The sequence below is a fragment of the Luteibacter yeojuensis genome, from assembly GCF_000964085.1.
In the GTDB taxonomy this organism is placed as follows: Bacteria; Pseudomonadota; Gammaproteobacteria; order Xanthomonadales; family Rhodanobacteraceae; genus Luteibacter; species Luteibacter yeojuensis_A.
Genome location: NZ_JZRB01000026.1, coordinates 1 through 16,847 on the forward strand (window position 1 = coordinate 1; position 16,847 = coordinate 16,847).

Consider the following 16,847-nt stretch of genomic DNA (forward strand, 5'->3'; position numbering starts at 1 on the left):
AATCCGCGAAGAACCTTTTTTTTGCCTAAAAAATGTAGGAGCGCACTCCGTGCGCGATGCTCTTCCAACAGCCACCGCGAGACGTGCGGGTGGTCGCGAAAAGATGTCGCGCGCAAGCGCGCTCCTACATGGGCTGTTTAGCCGTATAGACGGCTAGAGGCGATACACATGGTCGCCGCGGATCTCGACGTAATCGCCGGGCCGCAGGTTCGGATCCTCCTGCTGCGTGACCACCGCCGAGCGGCCGTCATCCAGGCGGATGCGCACCTGCCACGCCACGTCCTGGCCATTGCGCTTGCCGACCTGGTTGCCGACGACGCCGCCGACCACCGCGCCACCGACGGTGGCGGCCGAGCGGCCATCGCCCTTGCCGATGGTGCTGCCGAGCACGCCACCCGCCACCGCGCCAATCACGGCGCCCAGCGGCGACGACTGTCGGTCGGTGTAGATCTGCTGCACGTCGTCGACGCGCCCGCACTGCGAGCAGCGGCGTGAGCCGCCCTCGTAAACCACGCGATCCTCGCGAACCACCCGGCGTGGCTGCTCATAACACGCTGTCAGCGACAGCGGGACGATGGCGGCCATGACGAGGCCGAACTTACGGACGATGCTATGCATGGGGACGTCCTCGCGGCTCGATGGGGTTACTGGCGCGCGTCGGAGACGACCGACACGCCTTCCTGGACTTCGACGCGGTCGCCCGGGTCGTGGTCCATGCGGACCGAACGGGTCACGCCGTTATATTCGTAGCGGACATCGTAGGCGACGATCTTGTCACCACTCGTACCCGGCACGGTTGAGCACTTGCGCACCGTGCTGGTCACCGTGTTGGTCTCCTGGCGGCGCTCCTGGATCTCGTGGCCGGCGTAGCCGCCACCCACCGCACCCGCCACCGTGGCCAGCGTGCGGCCCTTGCCGCCGCCGATCTGGTTGCCGAGCAGGCCACCCGCCACCGCGCCGATGGCCGTACCGGCGATCTGGTGCTGGTCCTTGACCGGCGCACGGCGGGTCACGACTTCATCGTGGCATTCGCGCTGCGCCGCGGTGCCCGCCTGGCGGACCGGGTCGACGCTGACGACGCGTGCGTACTTCGGGCCCGCCGGCTCGGGCGCCGGGGCCGGGGCCGGGGCCGCTTCCACCGGGGCCGCGGCGGGCGCGGGGGCCGGGGCGTTCGCCACATCGGCGTTCGCATCACGGTTGCAGGCAGAAAGGCTCAGCACCAGGGCCGCGCCCAAACCGGCGTTCAGGACGGAAATCTTCAACCTGCTCATAACCCTACTCTCCTGGACAGTGCGACGTTCTGCTGGGGCCACTCGGCCCACGATTCTTCGCAAGAACGCGTCGAGGACATTTGACAATCGTTAAACTGAACGACGCCTTAGACTAGGCCCCGGAAGCAAAACGGCAATGAACCGCATGCACGAACTGGTAGACACCCACGCCCACCTGGACGACAGCGCGTTCGACACCGACCGCGGCGCCATGTTCGACCGCGCGGCCCAGGCCGGGGTGCGGCGCTGGGTGGTCCCCGCCATCGACAGGGGCAACTGGAAGGCCATCGAGCACTTGTCGGCGTCGCGTGAAGGCGTGTTCCCTGCCTACGGCTTGCATCCGCTCGTGCTGGACAAGCACCGCGACGAGCACCTGGACGAACTGCCCGCGTGGCTCGATGGCCACGGTGCCGTGGCCGTCGGCGAGATCGGCCTCGACTACTTCGTCGAAGGCCTTGACCCCGATCGGCAGCGCGACCTCTTCCTGCGCCAGTTGCACATCGCGAAGGAACACGGCCTGCCCGTGATCGTCCATGCGCGGCGCGCTTTCGAAGAGACGATCCACACGCTGCGCCGCGTCGGCGGCCTGCGTGGCGTCGTGCACAGCTTCGCGGGCAGCGAGGAGCAGGCGCGGCAGTTGTTCGAACTGGGCTTCCACATCGGCATCGGCGGCCCGGTGACATATGAGCGGGCGAACCGTATCCGCCGGGTGGTGGCGCAGATGCCGCTGGAGTGGCTGCTGCTCGAGACCGATGCGCCGGACCAGCCGTGTGCGCACCGGCGGGGGGAGCGGAATGAGCCGGCGTTCATGGTGGACGTGTTGGAGACCATTGCGGGGCTCAGGGGTGTCGAGCCGGCGGAGGTTGCCAGGGTGACTACGGGGAACGCGGTGGGGTTGTTCTCGCTCGCTTAGGGAGGGGCATCGCGCGCGAGCGCGCTCCCACAGACACAGGCCTGAGAAATATCTTGCCGCGGCAAGGAAGTGTTTGCTAGGCTGATAGTTCACCAGCGAACTATCCGCCAGCGAAATGTCTAACCTCAAAGCGTGCGTGGACGCCCTCTACGAGGGTGTCGACCGGGTGGCCGACAACATCCCGGGCCTGCCGAAGTGCGAAGTGCTGCTTATCCGCCTGCTGCTGCTGACGGGCGAGGCACTGCAGCGCGACGTGGAAAACAAGCTGAAGCCGTTCGACATGAACGACAGCGATTTCCGCACGCTGATGATGTTGTACTCGTCCGCCGACGGCAGCTCCACGCCCGGCGAGCTGTGCGCGCTGGCCGAACAGAAGCCCACCAACATGACCCGCATCACCAACCTGCTGGTGAAGCGCGGGCTGATCACGCGCAGCAACGCCACGCACGATCGCCGCCAGGTGGTGCTGACGATCACCGCCGATGGCAGGCGCTTCGTGCGCAAGCTGCTGCCGCCGATGTTCCCCGAGGTCGTGACCAAGTTCTCCTGCTTCAGCCAAACCGAGCGGCAGACCTTCGAGCGCCTGCTGAAGAAGCTTGCCCTGCACCTGGATACCGCGGACACCCCATGAACCGAACCTTGCTCCGCCCCGCCCTTCTGGCGGCCACGCTGGCCGTGGCGCTCGCGGCCTGCCACGTGCCGGCGAAGATCGACCGGCCCGCGCTGCGCGCCGACGTGCCCCTGGCCGGCCTTGACGCCGGCACCCGCGCCGGCTGGCCCGCCGCCCAGTGGTGGCGCGTGTACAACGACCCGCAGCTCGACCAGCTGATGGACATGGCCCTGCGCGGTTCGCCCGACCTCGCCCAGGCGAAATCGCGCGTGGACAGCGCGCAGCAGAACATCCGCGTCGCGGCGGCACAAGCCGGCCTGCGCGTCGATGGCAGCGCGCAGGTGACCCGCCAGCGCATGAGCGAACACGGCCTCATCCCTGCGCAGTTCCTTGGCTTCACCTGGTACAACCAGGCCGACCTGGGCGTGCAGGTGAGCTACGACTTCGACTGGTGGGGCAAGAAGCGCTACGCGATCGAGGCGGCCATCGACAGCGCGCGCGCCGCGGAAGCGGAGCGCTCGGCGTCGTCGCTGTCGATCCAGGCCATGGTGGCCGATACGTATTTCGGCTGGCTCACCGACGAAGCCCGCGTGGCGCTGGCGGACCAGGCCATCCAGGCACGCGAGCGCGCGCTGCGCATCGCCGCGCTCCGCGTGAAGCAGGGCGTGGACCTGCCCGACACGGCCCAGCAGGCGCGCGCTGAACTGTCCGCGGCCCGCCAGCAGAAGACCGCGCTGGAAGGGTCCGCCGCCATCCGCCGCGCCGCGCTGTCCGCGCTTGTCGGCGTTTCGCCCAACGCGCTCCCTGCGTTGTCACCGCGCGCCCTGCCCGACGTGGCGCCCGGCCTGCCGTCCAATGTGGGCACCGACCTGATGGCCCGCCGCCCGGATATCGCCGCTAGCCGCTGGCAGGTCGAGGCCGCGCTGCGCCAGACGGATGCGGCGCGCGCGCAGTTCTTCCCCGACGTGAGCCTCAGCGCCATGGCGGGCCTGTCCAGCATCGACATGGACAAGGTGTTCAACGCCGACAGCCGCGTGTTCTCGCTGACGCCCGCCCTGCACCTGCCGATCTTCGAAGGCGGTGCGCTGGAGGCGAACCACGGCGTGAGCAAGGCCCAGCTCGACGCGGCGGTGAGCCAGTACAACGCCACCGTGGCCTCGGCCGCGCGCGATGTCTCCACGCAGGCGCTTGGCGCCCAGCAGCTCGCCGCGCGCCGCACGCAGCAAGGCGACGCCGTGGATGCGGCCACCACGCTGCTCGCCAGCGCGAAGGCCCGCGCCGCGCGTGGCGTCCGCGACGACCGCGAGTCGCTCGCCACCCAGGCCACGCTGCTCCAGCAGCAGGACATGGCCACCGACCTGCACGGCCAGGCGCTTTCCACCGACGTGGGCCTCATCAAGGCCCTCGGTGGCGGTTACCGCGCCGACACCCCTCCTTCCCCTTCCCCTTCCACCACGCCTAGCACCGACGGAGCCCAGAGCCCATGAGCGCCACCCCCAACGACACGACGCCCCCGGCGGAAAGTGGCAACGCGCCCAAGGACAAGCGCAAGCGCGGCCGCGCGCTGCTCATCGCGTTCATCGTCCTCGTGCTGGCCGCGGCCATCTGGCTGCTGCTGTGGCTGTTCGTCTTCTCCACGCGCGAAACCACCGACGACGCCTACGTGGGCGGCAACCAGGTAGGTATCTCCGCGCAGGTGCCAGGCATCGTCGTGGGCGTGTTCGCCGACGATACGCAGCGCGTGAACGCCGGCCAGGTGCTGGTGAAGCTCGATGCCACCGATGCCGATATCGCCCTGCGCAAGGCCACCAGCGCGCTCGCGCAGGCCGTGCGCCAGGTGCGCCAGCAGACGCAGAGCGCCGCCAGCGCCGATGCCTCGCTCGTCGCCCGCCGCCAGGACCTCAAGCGCGCGCAGGATGACCTGAAGCGCCGCCTGCCCCTGCTCGCCGAGAAGGCCGTGGCGCCCGAAGAAGTGCAGCATGCCCGCGATGCCGTGACCAGCGCCGAATCCGCGCTGGAATCCGCCCAGCGCCAGGCCGATGCGGCCCGCGCGCTCGTCGATGGCGCGGACGTGGAGAACAACCCCTCGGTGCAGCAGGCCCGCGCAAGCTTCCGCCAGGCCTGGGTCGCTTCGCAGCGCAACGCCATCGTCGCGCCCATCGACGGCTACGTGGCCCAGCGCAGCGTGCAGGTGGGCAACAGCGTGCAGCCCGGCCAGCAGCTGATGACCGTGGTGCCGCTGCACGACCTGTGGGTGGATGCCAACTTCAAGGAAAGCCAGCTGCGCCACGTACGCATCGGCCAGCCCGCGAAGGTGGAAGCCGACATCTACGGCGGTGGCGTGGAATACCACGGCCACGTGGTGGGTCTCGGCGCCGGCACGGGCAGCGCGTTCTCGCTGCTGCCTGCGCAGAACGCCACCGGCAACTGGATCAAGGTGGTACAGCGCGTGCCCGTGCGCATCGCCATCGATGCCGCCGACCTCGACAAGCACCCGCTGCGCATCGGCCTCTCCACCGCGGTGACGGTGGACATCACCGACGACAAGGGCGACGTGCTGGCCAAATCGCCGTCGACCACGCCCGTGGCGCAGACCACGGTGTATGACGACGTGGCCGCCAAGGCCGATGCCGCCGCCGACACCGTCGTGCAGCAGAACCTTGGAGCAAGCGTGCCTTGAGCGACGCCATCGCCACGCCGGATGCCGCCCCCGCGCCCGCCGCGGGGCCCAAGCCGCTGCACGGCCTGCCGCTGGTCCTGGTGACCATCGCGGTCGCGTTCTCGACGTTCATGGAAGTGCTCGACATGACGATCGTGAACGTGGCCGTGCCGCATATCGCGGGCAGCCTGGGCGTGAGCGCGAACGAGGGCACGTGGGCCATCAGCTCGTACGCGCTGGCCAGCGCGGTGATGCAGCCGCTCACCGGCTGGATCGCCAAGCGCTTCGGCGAGGTGAAGACGTTCTGCTTCTCGGTCGGCCTGTTCGTGGTGTTCTCGATGCTTTGCGGCCTGGCGACGAACATGCCCATGCTGGTGCTGTTCCGCCTGCTGCAGGGCGCGGGCTCCGGCCCCATGGTGGCGCTGTCGCTATCGTTGCTGCTGTCGACGTACGCGAAGGAGAAGCAAGGCATCGCGCTGGCGATGTGGGCGATGACCGTGGTGGTGGCACCCATCTTCGGGCCGATCCTCGGCGGCTACCTCACCGACAACTTCTCGTGGCCGTGGATCTTCTACATCAACGTACCCGTGGGCGCGGCGGCCGGCGTCATCACGTGGGCCATCCTGCGCACGCGTGAAACGACGACGGTCCGCGCACCGATCGATTCGGTGGGCCTTGTCCTGCTCGTGGTGGGCGTGGGCTCGCTGCAGTTCATGCTGGACAACGGCAACGACCACGACTGGTTCGCCTCGCCGATGATCCTGGCCCTGGGGCTCATCGCGGCGGTGGCGCTGGTGTTCCTCGTCATCTGGGAGCTCACCGCCAAATACCCCGTGGTGGATCTTTCGCTGTTCGGCCGGCGCAACTTCGCCGTCGGTGTCACGGCGTTGTCGCTGGGCATGCTCGCGTTCTTCGGCATCAACGTGGTGTTCCCGCTGTGGCTGCAGACGACGCTGGGCTATACGGCGACATGGGCCGGGCTCGCCACCGCGCCGGTCGGCATCCTCGCGTTCCTCGTCTCGCCCATCATCGGCCGCAATATCCAGCGGCTGGAACTGCGCGCCGTGGTGACGTTCGCCTTCATCGTGTTCGCATTCACGTCGTTCTGGTTCGCCGGCTTCAACAGCGGCGCCTCGTATGCGTCGCTGGTGCTGCCGCGCTTCATCATGGGCATCGCCATCGCGTGCTTCTTCATCCCGTTGAACCAGATCTTCCTGTCGGGCCTCCGGCCGGACCAGATCGCGGGCGCCTCGGGGCTGGCGAACTTCTGCCGCACGCTCGCGTCGAGCGTCTCGACCGCCATCACCGTGACGCTTTGGCAGCATCGCGGCGAGGCGCACCACGCATCGCTCACCGAGTACGTGAATCCGGCAGCGCCCGCCGCCACGGCCTACATGCAGCACCTCCAGGGCATTGGCCTCCACGGCAAGGCGCAGCTCTCGGTCATCGACCAGGTGGTGACGCGCGAGGCGTTCACGCTGGCCGTCAATGACGTTTTCTGGGGCTGCGCGATCCTGTTCCTGGCCCTGATTCCGGTCCTGTGGCTGGCGAAGCCACCGTTCGGAAATGCGGGTGGCGCAGCGGGCCATTAAATCCAAGTTACGTAAATCGATCCAAATTCACATACGCGGAACGTAAACGTTTACACGCCGTGAAACCAACTGGTGCGGTGCAATACCTCGTGGTAGCGTTCGCCGCATGGCACAAACCCTACGCATCATCAAAAAGTATCCGAACCGTCGGTTGTACGACACGGAAATCTCGAGCTACATCACGCTGGAAGAAGTCCGCCAGCTGGTCCTCGACGGGGAGCATTTCGAAGTCCGGGACGCCAAGTCGGGCGAGGACCTCACCCGCTCCGTGCTGCTGCAGATCATCGCGGAACACGAGGAGCACGGGCAGCCCATGCTGTCGTCGCAGCTCCTGTCGCACATCATCCGTTTCTACGGCGATTCGCTGCAGGGCTTCATGGGCCCGTACCTGGAGCGCAGCCTGCAGGTCTTCCTCGACCAGCAGCAGCAGTTCCGCAACCAGCTCAACACGATGATGGGCCAGACCCCCTGGTCCATGCTCAACGAGATGACCGAGCGCAACCTCGACGTGTGGAAGTCGATGCAGCGCGGATTCCTCGACGCGGCCACCGCCAAGCCGGCCGCCGCCACGCACGTGCCGCCGCGCGGCGGCAAGAAAGCCAGCTGACGACCGGCACCGGCCGGGGCCTTGCCCCGGCTGGCGTTGCGGCGCACGATGCGCTGCCCCGCAATATCGCCCAGGCAGGCCCATGCCCCGTAACGACATCGCCGTGGTCGGCGCCGGCCTGGTCGGCGCCCTTGTAGCCACCCTGCTCACCCAGCGCGGTTTCCGCGTCACCGTCTACGAAAAGCGCCCCGACCCGCGGCTCGCGGGGTTCAGCGGCGGCCGCTCGATCAACCTCGCCCTGGCCGAACGCGGCCTCCATGCCCTGCGTGCCACCGGCCTCGCCGACCAGGTGCTCGGGCAGGCCGTGATGATGCGTGGGCGCATGGTCCACGACCCGGCCGGCCACAGCGGCCTGCAGCGCTACGGGGTCGACGATTCCGAAGTCATCTGGTCGGTCTCGCGCGGTGGGCTCAACACGCTGATGCTCGACGCCGCGGAAGCCGCCGGCGCCACCATCCATTTCGGCCAGGGCCTGGCCGGTGCCGATTTTGAGCGCGGCACGCTGACGTTGCATGCCGCCGATGGCAGCGAACGCACAGTGGAAGCGCCCGTGGTCATCGGCGCCGACGGCGCCGGCTCCGCGCTGCGCGCCGCCATGCACCGGCACGCGCCGCTCGGCGAGCGGGTCGAGGAACTCGGCCACGGCTACAAGGAGCTGGAGATACCCCCCGGCAGCGATCCCGGCGCGCCGTTCGCCATCGAGCGCAACGCGCTGCACATCTGGCCGCGCGGCCACTACATGTGCATCGCGCTGCCCAACCGCGAAGGCAGCTTCACCGTCACGCTGTTCCTGCCGAACGAGGGCGAGCACCCCAGCTTCCGTACCATCGCGGGCGCCGGCGCCGCCGAGGCGTTCTTCCGCACCGAATTCCCCGACGCGCTCGACCTCATGCCCGACTTCGCGGCCGATTGGTCGGAGCACCCGGTAGGCTCGCTCGCCACGCTCTACCTCGATCGCTGGCACATCGGCGGCCGCGCGCTGCTCATCGGCGATGCCGCGCACGCCATCGTGCCGTTCCACGGCCAGGGCATGAATTGCGGCTTCGAGGATGCCGCCGAGCTCGCCACCCTGTTCGCCGCCACGCCGGGCGACCCAGCCGCGGTGTTCGCGGCGTTCGAGGCCACGCGCAAGCCCAATGCCGACGCCATCGCCCAGATGGCGCTGGAGAACTACGTCGAGATGCGCGACAAGGTGGCGGACCCGCGCTTCCTGCGCATGCGCGAACTGGGCGGCCTGCTGGCCCAGCGTTCGCCCACGCACTACCTGCCCCGCTACCGCATGGTCACCTTCACCCACCTGCCCTACGCCTACGCGCTGGAACGCGGCCGCGCGCAGGACACGCTGGTGGAGCAGCTGCTGAAAGGCCACGACGACGTGGCCTCGGTGGACCTCGACGCGGCGGTGCGCACGCTCGAGGCCACGCTGCCGCCCCTGCCGCCCCTTCTCTGACGCGAACGAGCCCCCTGTAGGAGCGCGCTTGCGCGCGACATCTTGCGCCCCGCGGCATGGGATGCCGGCTCTTGTGGGAGCTTGCTTGCAAGCGATCGCGCGCAAGCGCGCTCCCACACAGAGCGGAGCCCCACAAGCACGCCCGCCGCATGTAAGAATCACCGGATGACTTCACCATCGCCCCTGCTCGAAGCCCGCGCCCTGTGCTTTTCCCGCCAGGACGAGCCCGTGTTCGGGCCGGTGGACTTCGCGCTGCATGGCGGCGAGGTGGCGCTGGTGGAAGGCGACAATGGCAGCGGCAAGACCACCCTGATGCGCGTGCTCACCGGCATGCTGCACGCGGGCGAAGGCGAAGTGCTGCTCGATGGCGCGCCGTTCGCGCTCGACACCATGGCAGGTGCGGTCGTGTTCCTCGGCCACCACCTGGGCCTGAAGTTCGATCTTTCCGCCCGCGAGAACCTCGCGGTCTCGGCCGGCCTGTATGGCGTGCGCGCGGGCACCTCCATCACCGCCGTCCTCGGCGATGTGGGCCTGGCGGGTTTCGAGGACGAGCCCGTGCGGCGCCTCTCCGCCGGCCAGAAGAAACGTGCCGCCCTGGCCCGCCTGCTGCTCCTGCCCGCCCGTGTGTGGCTGCTCGACGAGCCCTACGCCAACCTCGACCGCGAGGGCATCGCCCTGGTGAACCGCCTGCTGCGCGACCACGCCGCCCGTGGCGGCGCCGCGCTGGTGACCAGCCACGGCGCGGTCACCTTCGCCGGGGACGAGCCCCGCCGCATCCGGTTGCACGCGTGACGCCCGGCAGCACGCCCGCCGCCTGCGCCGCCCTGCTGCGACGCGACCTGACGCTGGCCTGGCGCCGGCGCGGTGACATCGCCCTGCCCGTGCTTTACGCGGTCATCGTCGTCACCCTGTTCCCCTTCGCGCTCGGGCCCGAGCCGCAGCTTCTCCAGCGCATCGCGGGCGGCGTGGTGTTCGTCACCGTGCTGCTGGCCATGCTGCTCTCGCTCGATGGCCTGTTCCGCCCCGATATCGACGATGGCTCGATGGAGCAGCTGATGCTGGCCCCGCAGCCGCTGGCGCTGCTGGTGGGCATGAAGATCCTGGCCCACTGGCTTACCGCCGCCCTGCCGCTGGTGGTAGTGGCGCCGGTGCTGGCAAGCATGCTGCACCTGCCGCCGCCAGCCATCGTGGTGCTGGTGGTGGCCCTGGCCGTGGCCACACCCCTCCTGAGCCTGCTCGGCGCCGTGCTGGTGGCGCTGGCGGCCGGCGCGAAGCGCTCTGGTATGCTTCTGGCGCTCATGTTGCTGCCGTTGTGCGTGCCCGTGGTGATCTTCGCCGCGGGGGCCGTGGCCGCCGCGCAGGACGGCCTGCCCTGGATCGCGCCCATCGCGTGGCTTGGCGCCGGCCTTGCCCTTGCCGTGGTGCTCGCGCCCCTGGCTTGCGCCGCCGCGCTGCGCATCGCGATGGATACATGAACGCACGCAACCGCGGCGGGTCCATGGGGGACTCACCGCGATGCAAGAACCGTTGACGAGGACGAATGGCTAACTGGGTTCCCCTCTGGCTGCACCGCCTGGGATCACCGCCGACTTTCTACCGCTTCGCGGGCGCCGTATACCCGTGGGCGCTGGGCCTCGCCTTCGTCCTTGGTGCCATCGCGCTCTACGGCGGCCTGGTGGTTGCGCCGGCCGATTACCAGCAGGGCGATGCGTACCGCATCATCTTCATCCACGTGCCCAGCGCATGGATGAGCCTGTTCATCTATGGCGTGATGACCCTGGCCGCGTTCATCGCGCTGGTGTGGCGCATCAAGCTGGCCGAGACGGTGGCGATGGCGTCCGCGCCCATCGGCGCCGCGTTCACCGCCATCACGCTGGCCACCGGCTCGCTGTGGGGCAAGCCCATGTGGGGCACGTGGTGGACATGGGACGCGCGCCTCACCTCCGAGCTGGTGCTGCTCTTCATCTACCTCGGCATCATCGGCCTTTGCCACGCGTTCGAAGACCGCCGCCAGGGCGCCCGCGCCGCGGCGTTCCTCGTGCTGGTGGGCGCGGTGAACGTGCCCATCGTGCATTTCTCGGTGAACTGGTGGAACACCCTGCACCAGGGCGCCACCATCCGCCTGCTTGGCCCGTCGCACATGGCCGCCAGCATGGTGTGGCCGCTGCTCACCATGATGGGCGCCACCAAGTTCTATTACATCGCCAGCCTGTTCTCCCGGGTGCGCACCGAGCTCCTCGCCGCCGAGGGCGGCAAGGCCTGGGTGCGCGAGCTGGCTGTCGCCGGCGTGGCAGGCGGCAAGGCATGAGCGCGTTCCTTGCCATGGGTGGCTACGGCTTTTACGTGTGGACCGCGTTCGCCATCTTCTTCATCGTCCTCTTGATCGATACGCTGGCGCCGCTCGCCAGGCGCCGCAGGCACTTGCGCGAGATCCGCGCACGCATCGCGCGCCAGGCCAACCGCCGCCGGCCGGGAACCCCAGCACGTAATGAATCCAACGCGTAAACGCCGCCTCGCGGTCGTCATCTCGGTCGTCGCGGCCGCCGCCATCGCGGTGGGCCTCACCGTGTTCGCCCTGCAGCGGAACATGAGCTACCTGTTCACGCCCAGCCAGGTGCAGGAGGGCCAGGCCACGCAGTACCCCACGTTCCGCCTCGGCGGCATGGTGAAGGCCGGTTCCATCCAGCGGGCGAAGGACAGCCTCAAGGTGAGCTTCATCGTCGTCGACGATGCCGGCGCCATGCCCGTGGAGTACACCGGCATCCTGCCCGACCTGTTTCGCGACAACCAGTCGGTGATCGCCACCGGCCGCATGGCCGATGGCCGCTTCATCGCCGGCGAAGTGCTCGCCAAGCATGATGAAAACTACATGCCGAAGGAACTGAAGGACGCCATGGCCAAGGCGCACCAGAAGCGCAACATCGACGACACCGCCATGAAGGACACGCCGAAGTGATCCCCGAGCTCGGCCAGTTCGCCCTCGTGCTTGCGCTGTTGCTGGCCATCGCGCAGGGCGTGCTGCCCATCGTCGGCGCATGGCGCGGCAACGGCGCGCTGATGGCCGTGGCGCGGCCCGCCGCCGCCGGCCAGGCCGTGTTCGTGTTCGCGGCCATGGGCATCCTCATCCATGCCTTCCTCGCCTACGACTTCTCGGTGGCGTATGTCGCCGATAACTCGAACCTCGCGCTGCCCTGGTATTACCGCGTCACCGCGGTGTGGGGCGCGCACGAGGGCTCCATGCTGCTATGGGTATTCATCCTCAACGTGTGGACCGTGGCCCTCGCCGCCCTCAGCCGGCACCTGCCGCAGCCGTTCGTGGCGCGGGTGCTCGGCGTGCTCGGCCTCATCGGCGTCGGCTTCCTCGCGTTCATCCTGTTCACCTCCAATCCCTTCCTGCGCGAGCTGCCCATGCCCGCCGATGGCGGCGACCTCAACCCCGTGCTGCAGGACCCGGGCATGACCTTCCACCCACCCGTGCTCTACATGGGCTACGTGGGGTTCTCGGTCGCATTCGCGTTCTCCATCGCCGCGCTGCTTGGCGGTGAGCTGGAACAGTCGTGGGTGCGCTGGGCGCGGCCGTGGACGAACGTCTCGTGGGCCTTCCTCACCATGGGCATCGTGGCCGGCAGCTGGTGGGCCTACGCCGAGCTCGGCTGGGGCGGCTGGTGGTTCTGGGATCCGGTGGAGAACGCCTCGTTCATGCCCTGGCTGGTCGGCGTCGCGCTCATCCACGCGCAGGCGGTGACGGAAAAACGCGGCTCACTGCCCGCGTGGACGGTGTTGCTGTCGCTGTTCGCGTTCTCGCTGTCGCTGCTGGGTACGTTCCTCGTCCGCTCCGGCGTGCTCACCTCGGTGCATGCGTTCGCCTCCGATCCGCGCCGCGGCCTCTACATCCTCGGCTTCCTCGTGGTCGTCATCGGCGGCTCGCTGCTGCTCTACGCCATCCGCGCGCCGAAGGTGGCCACGGGCAAGGCCTTCGCCGCCCTCTCGCGCGAGACCGGCATCATGGTCGCCAACCTGCTGTTCACCACGGCCGCGGCCATGGTGCTGCTGGGCACCCTGTTCCCGCTGATCGGTGATGCGCTCAACCTGGGCCGCGTCTCGGTGGGCCCGCCGTATTTCGGTTTCCTGTTCGTGCTGCTGATGGCGCCCGCCGTGCTGCTGCTGCCGTTCGGCCCGTACCTGCGCTGGGGCAAGGCCGAGGGCCGCCAGCTCACGGCCATGGCCCTGCGCTCGGGCATCGCCGCCATTGTCTGCACCGTCGCCGCCGTGTTCTTCGCCGAAGGGCGCCTGCGCGCCATCGCGGGCGTGGCGGGCGCCGCATGGGTGGCCGCGGGCACGCTTGCCTACGTGGTGAAGCGCTGGCGGGAGATGCCGCGTGGCCGCCGCTACCCGGCCGAGATGGCCGGCATGCTGGTCGCGCATTTCGGCGTCGCCCTTTTCCTCATCGGCGTGATGCTCTCCGAATCGCTGAGCACCGAGCGCGACGTGCGCATGGCACCCGGCCAGGCCGAGTCCGTGGGCGGCTACCAGTTCCGCTTCGACGGCGTGCGCGAAACCACCGGCCCGAACTGGCGCGCCGACGAAGGCGTGGTCACCGTCTTCCGCGACGGCACGCCCATGGCCACCATGCACCCGCAGAAGCGCACGTACTCGCGTGGCCAGGTGCAGACCGAATCCGCCATCGACCCGGGCCTGTTCCGCGATATCTACGTGGCGCTGGGCGAGCCGATGGATAGCGGCGATGTCGAAGGCGCGTGGGCCCTGCGGCTATACCACAAGCCATTCGTGCGCTGGATATGGCTCGGCGGCCTGTTCATGATGGCCGGCGGTTTCCTCGCGGCCGCCGAACGGCGTTTCCGTGCGAAAAAGGCCGCGGCCACCGCCGGCGCCCCCGCGAAGGAACAGCTCGCATGAGCCGCTTCGTTCCCCTCCTCGGCTTCGTGCTGCTCGTGGCGTTGTTCGGCTTCGGTATCTGGTGGAACACCGGGCACGACCAGCACGAGATCGTGTCGCCACTGATCAACAAGCCGGCGCCCGCGTTCTCGCTGCCGGTGCTCGGTGATGAAACGCAGCATGTAAGCAAGCAGCAGCTGCTCGGCAAGCCCTACTTCCTCAACGTGTTCGGCAGCTGGTGCATCGAGTGCGTGCACGAACACCCGGTGCTGTCGGAGCAGGTGAAGAACCTCGGCCTGCCGCTGGTCGGCTTCAACTACAAGGACGACCCGAAGGACGCCGCCGCGTGGCTCACCGAACACGGCAACCCGTTCGACCGGGTCATCGTCGACCGCGACGGCCGCGCCGGCATCGACTTCGGCGTCTATGGCGCACCGGAAACCTTCCTGATCGACGGCAAGGGCGTCATCCGCTACAAGCACGTCGGGCCCATCACGCCCGAGGTGGTCGAGAAAGAATTCCGCCCGGCCCTGGCCGCGCTGGCGAAGGAAGGCGGCTGATGCGCCGGCTCGCCATGCTCGCCGCGCTGTGCCTGCTGCCCTTGCTCGCGTTCGCGCAGGCGATCCAGCCGCTGCCCTTCCGCGACCGCGCCGAGGAACTCCGCTTCCAGCACCTTAGCGCCGAACTGCGCTGCCCCATGTGCCAGAACGAGACGCTGGCCGATTCGAACGCGCCCATCGCGCACGACCTGCGCCGGCAGATCTTCGAGATGATGCAGGCCGGCAAGAGCGACGCCGAGATCAAGGCGTACCTGGTCGACCGTTACTCCAGCTTCGTTTTGTACAAGCCACCGGTGGAACCGCAGACCTGGCTGCTCTGGTTTGGCCCACTGCTGGTACTGGCGGCGGGCGGCATCGTCGTGGCCGTGCAGGTGCGCCGCCGCTCACGCCAGGCGCCGCCTGTCGCTGCCATCGATACCGAGGACGATTGGTGACCATCGCGTTTTATCTCGCCGCGGCCGCCATGCTGGCCGTGGCCCTTGCCCTGCTGCTGGTACCCCTGGTGCGCCATGGACGCCGGCATGGGCGCTCGCGCACCGTGTTCGCCGTGGCGGCCACGCTGGCCGTCGTGGTGCCCCTGGCCAGCGTGGGCCTGTATGCCCTCGTCGGCACGCCGGCCACGCTGGGCGGCGTGGAGCCAGCGAAGGAAATGACCGTCGGCCAGGCCATCGATGCGCTCACGGCGCGCCTGAAGGCCAATCCCAACGACGTGGAAGGCTGGCTGCTGCTGGGCCAGACGTACACGATGGTGAAGCAGCCCGCGCCCGCCCGCGATGCCTACGACGGCGCGCTGAAGGCCGACCCGAAGAACGTGGCCGCCATGGTCGGCTGGGCGGAGGCCGATTCGCTGGTGCGCCCCGACCACCTTATCGAGGGCCGCGGCCTGTCGCTGCTCGAGCAGGCGGTCGCCGCGCAGCCCGATAGCCAGAAGGCGTTGTGGCTGCTCGGCATCGCCCAGTTCCAGCAAGCGCGCTACACCGACGCCGCCGCCACGTGGCGCAAGCTCCAGCCGCTGCTCGACCCGGACTCCAACGTCGCGCACGCCGTCGCCGAGCAGATCACGCTGGCTGAGAAACGTGCCTCCGGCGCGGCGCAGTAAAAGACCAACCGCACGCATCCGTGGCACCATGCGCCGCGTGGATCCAAGGAGCAACGCATGGGCGACGCCCGCCAGTACCATGACCTGAGCTCGCCGTTCGCCATGAAGCGCGGCGGCGAACTGCACGGCGCCCGCGTGGCCTACGAAACGTGGGGCACGCTCGATGCGAACCGCGGCAACGCCATCCTCATCCTCACCGGCCTCTCGCCCAGCGCGCACGCCGCTGCTAACGCGGCCGACCCCACGCCGGGCTGGTGGGAGGCGATGATCGGCCCCGGCCGCGCGTTCGATACCGATCGTTACTTCGTCATTTGCGTGAACTCGCTCGGCAGCGACAAGGGCTCGACCAGCCCCGCCTCCATCGACCCGCGCACGGGCGAGCCGTACCGGCTCACCTTCCCCGAGCTGTCGCTGGAAGACGTGGCCAACGCCGCGCACGAAGCCGTGCACGACGGCCTCGGCATCGCGCAGCTCGCCTGCCTCGTCGGCTGCTCCATGGGCGGCATGAGCGCGCTGGCGTACATGGTGCTGCACCCGGGCTCGGCGCGGACACATATCAGTGTCGACACCGCGCCACAAGCGCAGCCCTTCGCCATCGCCATCCGTTCGCTGCAGCGCGAGGCCATCCGCCTCGACCCCAACTGGCGCGAGGGCGCCTACGCCGGTGATGTGTGGCCCGACCACGGCATGAGCATCGCCCGCAAGCTCGGCGTCATCACCTACCGCTCGGCCATGGAATGGAACGGGCGCTTCGCCCGCATTCGCCTGGATGCCGACGAACGCGAAGGCAACGAACCGTTTGGCTTCGAGTTCCAGGTGGAGTCCTACCTCGAGGGCCACGCCCGCCGCTTCAACCGGCAGTTCGACCCGAACGCCTACCTGTACCTGTCGCGCGCCAGCGACTGGTTCGATATCAGCGAGTACGGCGACGGCAACGTCATGCGTGGCCTTTCCCACATCCACGTCGACCGGGCCATGGTCATCGGTGTCAGCACCGACATCCTGTTCCCGCTGGAGCAGCAGGAAACCATCGCCAAGGGCCTGGAGGCGGCGGGCGCGCGGGTGGAATTCGTGGCGCTGGACTCGCCCCAGGGCCACGACGCCTTCCTGGTCGACATCGAGAACTACAGCCGGGCCATCGGGGGCTTCCTGCAGTCCCTGCTATAATCGGCCGGCACGCCGTCCCCAGC

At 68.8% G+C, this 16,847-nt stretch carries 19 protein-coding genes; 17 read left to right on the forward strand and 2 right to left on the reverse strand.

All coding sequences use genetic code 11. From position 1 onward, the window contains the following. Positions 1-153: 153 nt before the first annotated feature. Together VI08_RS12610 and VI08_RS12615 are read right to left on the reverse strand one after the other, a co-directional pair. Entirely contained in the window at positions 154-618 is a 465-nt protein-coding gene (locus tag VI08_RS12610) for a glycine zipper 2TM domain-containing protein (protein ID WP_045829954.1), read from the reverse strand. A gap of 26 nt (positions 619-644) precedes the next feature. Next, positions 645-1,271 carry a glycine zipper 2TM domain-containing protein gene (locus tag VI08_RS12615; RefSeq protein WP_045829955.1) on the reverse strand — a complete coding sequence of 209 codons (627 nt, stop codon included), beginning with the start codon at positions 1,269-1,271 and terminating at the stop codon, positions 645-647. Positions 1,272-1,416: 145 nt separating this feature from the next. Here VI08_RS12615 and VI08_RS12620 point away from each other — a divergent pair, with 145 nt between their 5' ends. The 17 genes from VI08_RS12620 (at position 1,417) to metX (ending at position 16,824) form a co-directional block, all read left to right on the forward strand. Then, on the forward strand, positions 1,417-2,184 hold the full coding sequence (locus VI08_RS12620) for a TatD family hydrolase (RefSeq protein ID WP_045829997.1): 768 nt from the start codon (positions 1,417-1,419) through the stop codon (positions 2,182-2,184). Between the two features lie 115 nt (positions 2,185-2,299). Next, positions 2,300-2,815, forward strand: coding sequence for a MarR family winged helix-turn-helix transcriptional regulator (locus tag VI08_RS12625; protein ID WP_045829956.1), 516 nt, complete (start codon positions 2,300-2,302; stop codon positions 2,813-2,815). Then, entirely contained in the window at positions 2,812-4,281 is a 1,470-nt protein-coding gene (locus VI08_RS12630) for an efflux transporter outer membrane subunit (RefSeq protein ID WP_045829957.1), read from the forward strand. The genes VI08_RS12625 and VI08_RS12630 overlap by 4 nt, the downstream gene beginning before the upstream one ends. Further along, positions 4,278-5,474 (forward strand): efflux RND transporter periplasmic adaptor subunit, encoded by a 1,197-nt coding sequence (locus VI08_RS12635; protein ID WP_045829958.1) that lies wholly within the window; start codon positions 4,278-4,280, stop codon positions 5,472-5,474. Before VI08_RS12630 ends, VI08_RS12635 begins: the two co-directional genes overlap by 4 nt. Next, positions 5,471-7,045: a DHA2 family efflux MFS transporter permease subunit gene (locus VI08_RS12640; RefSeq protein WP_084621485.1), complete on the forward strand. Its 1,575-nt coding sequence runs from the start codon at positions 5,471-5,473 to the stop codon at positions 7,043-7,045. Before VI08_RS12635 ends, VI08_RS12640 begins: the two co-directional genes overlap by 4 nt. Positions 7,046-7,151: 106 nt before the next feature. Further along, positions 7,152-7,652 (forward strand): polyhydroxyalkanoate synthesis repressor PhaR, encoded by a 501-nt coding sequence (gene phaR / locus VI08_RS12645; RefSeq protein WP_045829959.1) that lies wholly within the window; start codon positions 7,152-7,154, stop codon positions 7,650-7,652. Between the two features lie 82 nt (positions 7,653-7,734). Beyond that, entirely contained in the window at positions 7,735-9,102 is a 1,368-nt protein-coding gene (locus tag VI08_RS12650; protein ID WP_045829960.1) for an FAD-dependent oxidoreductase, read from the forward strand. 165 nt (positions 9,103-9,267) lie between these two features. Beyond that, the gene (ccmA, locus tag VI08_RS12655) at positions 9,268-9,894 is read left to right on the forward strand and encodes a heme ABC exporter ATP-binding protein CcmA (protein WP_045829961.1); all 627 of its coding nucleotides are present in this window, start codon (positions 9,268-9,270) and stop codon (positions 9,892-9,894) included. After that, positions 9,891-10,577: a heme exporter protein CcmB gene (ccmB, locus tag VI08_RS12660; RefSeq protein ID WP_045829962.1), complete on the forward strand. Its 687-nt coding sequence runs from the start codon at positions 9,891-9,893 to the stop codon at positions 10,575-10,577. Before ccmA ends, ccmB begins: the two co-directional genes overlap by 4 nt. 65 nt (positions 10,578-10,642) lie before the next feature. Next, on the forward strand, positions 10,643-11,410 hold the full coding sequence (locus VI08_RS12665) for a heme ABC transporter permease (RefSeq protein WP_045829963.1): 768 nt from the start codon (positions 10,643-10,645) through the stop codon (positions 11,408-11,410). Next, positions 11,407-11,607, forward strand: coding sequence for a heme exporter protein CcmD (gene ccmD / locus VI08_RS12670; RefSeq protein WP_045829964.1), 201 nt, complete (start codon positions 11,407-11,409; stop codon positions 11,605-11,607). Before VI08_RS12665 ends, ccmD begins: the two co-directional genes overlap by 4 nt. Next, positions 11,591-12,058, forward strand: coding sequence for a cytochrome c maturation protein CcmE (gene ccmE, locus VI08_RS12675; RefSeq protein ID WP_045829965.1), 468 nt, complete (start codon positions 11,591-11,593; stop codon positions 12,056-12,058). The genes ccmD and ccmE overlap by 17 nt, the downstream gene beginning before the upstream one ends. Beyond that, the gene (locus tag VI08_RS12680) at positions 12,055-14,019 is read left to right on the forward strand and encodes a heme lyase CcmF/NrfE family subunit (RefSeq protein ID WP_045829966.1); all 1,965 of its coding nucleotides are present in this window, start codon (positions 12,055-12,057) and stop codon (positions 14,017-14,019) included. The genes ccmE and VI08_RS12680 overlap by 4 nt, the downstream gene beginning before the upstream one ends. Then, positions 14,016-14,558 (forward strand): DsbE family thiol:disulfide interchange protein, encoded by a 543-nt coding sequence (locus VI08_RS12685; RefSeq protein ID WP_045829967.1) that lies wholly within the window; start codon positions 14,016-14,018, stop codon positions 14,556-14,558. The genes VI08_RS12680 and VI08_RS12685 overlap by 4 nt, the downstream gene beginning before the upstream one ends. Then, positions 14,558-14,992 (forward strand): cytochrome c-type biogenesis protein, encoded by a 435-nt coding sequence (locus VI08_RS12690; protein ID WP_045829968.1) that lies wholly within the window; start codon positions 14,558-14,560, stop codon positions 14,990-14,992. The genes VI08_RS12685 and VI08_RS12690 overlap by 1 nt, the downstream gene beginning before the upstream one ends. Then, positions 14,989-15,657, forward strand: a complete 669-nt coding sequence (locus tag VI08_RS12695; RefSeq protein WP_052697894.1) for a tetratricopeptide repeat protein — start codon at positions 14,989-14,991, stop codon at positions 15,655-15,657. Before VI08_RS12690 ends, VI08_RS12695 begins: the two co-directional genes overlap by 4 nt. Before the next feature lie 57 nt (positions 15,658-15,714). Next, positions 15,715-16,824, forward strand: coding sequence for a homoserine O-acetyltransferase MetX (metX, locus tag VI08_RS12700; RefSeq protein ID WP_045829969.1), 1,110 nt, complete (start codon positions 15,715-15,717; stop codon positions 16,822-16,824). The last annotated feature ends 23 nt before the right edge of the window (positions 16,825-16,847 follow it).